Origin of the sequence: Bartonella sp. AA2SXKL (assembly GCF_042197205.1) — a bacterium.
Lineage (GTDB): Bacteria > Pseudomonadota > Alphaproteobacteria > Rhizobiales > Rhizobiaceae > Bartonella.
In genome coordinates, this window is record NZ_JBHIRN010000115.1 from 1 (window position 1) to 767 (window position 767).

At 35.6% G+C, this 767-nt stretch carries 1 protein-coding gene; it reads left to right on the forward strand.

Features of this window, described 5'->3' with window-relative positions:
• Nucleotides 1-572: hypothetical protein (locus tag ACFINS_RS10140; RefSeq protein ID WP_375706194.1), on the forward strand; the 572-nt coding region annotated here is incomplete at its 5' end.
• Between the last annotated feature and the right edge of the window lie 195 nt (nucleotides 573-767).

The following is a 767-nucleotide window of genomic DNA, read 5'->3' on the forward strand; positions in this document are numbered from 1 at the left end:
CGAATTGGATCTTACCTATTGCAGTTTTAGTTGGAAAAGAAGGATCTGGTAAAACCCACTTTTCTAGTGTATGGGCTGAGAAAGCGGATGCTTTAAGATTTCATCGCAATGAGATCGATCAAGCTATTGCTGTGGCTTCTTCAGGTAGATCATTTTTAATCGAGGATATTGATTTGGGTGAAATCAGTGAGACAGGGCTTTTTCACTTAATTAATAGCGTTAAGCAAGCAAATCTTGATATGTGCCAAGCTACTTTGTTGATGACGGCACGTACAGTACCTTCAACATGGAATTTAAAGTTAAATGATCTTAAAAGTCGCCTTAATTCGATTATGTTAGTTGCGATCAATCAGCCTGATGATGCATTGTTAACAGCTGTTGCTTTTAAACTTTTTTCTGATAGACAGATTACTGTTCATCCGGATACTGTTTATTATCTTGTAAACCGTTGTGAGCGTTCTTTGTTTTCGTTGAAGCGTGTTATTGCCTCTGTTGATCGGTTGGCATTACAAAGAAAAAGCAAAATAACGCGTGCTGTCATTGGTGAAGTCCTTAATATGCAAGTTCAATGAAAACTATTTTAATCATGCTGTAAGTTGTTTAATAGAACTCACTTTTCTATTACTATTTCAGTGTGTGGAGAGAAATATCTTTATTTAGGTTTTTTATTTTCGCTACATCTGTTGAAGGTGGATAAAAAGGGTATTTCTTTTGATTATTTTTCTACGTGAGAGCATTTTTACCTTTTTAAATGCGCTCGTTGTCTC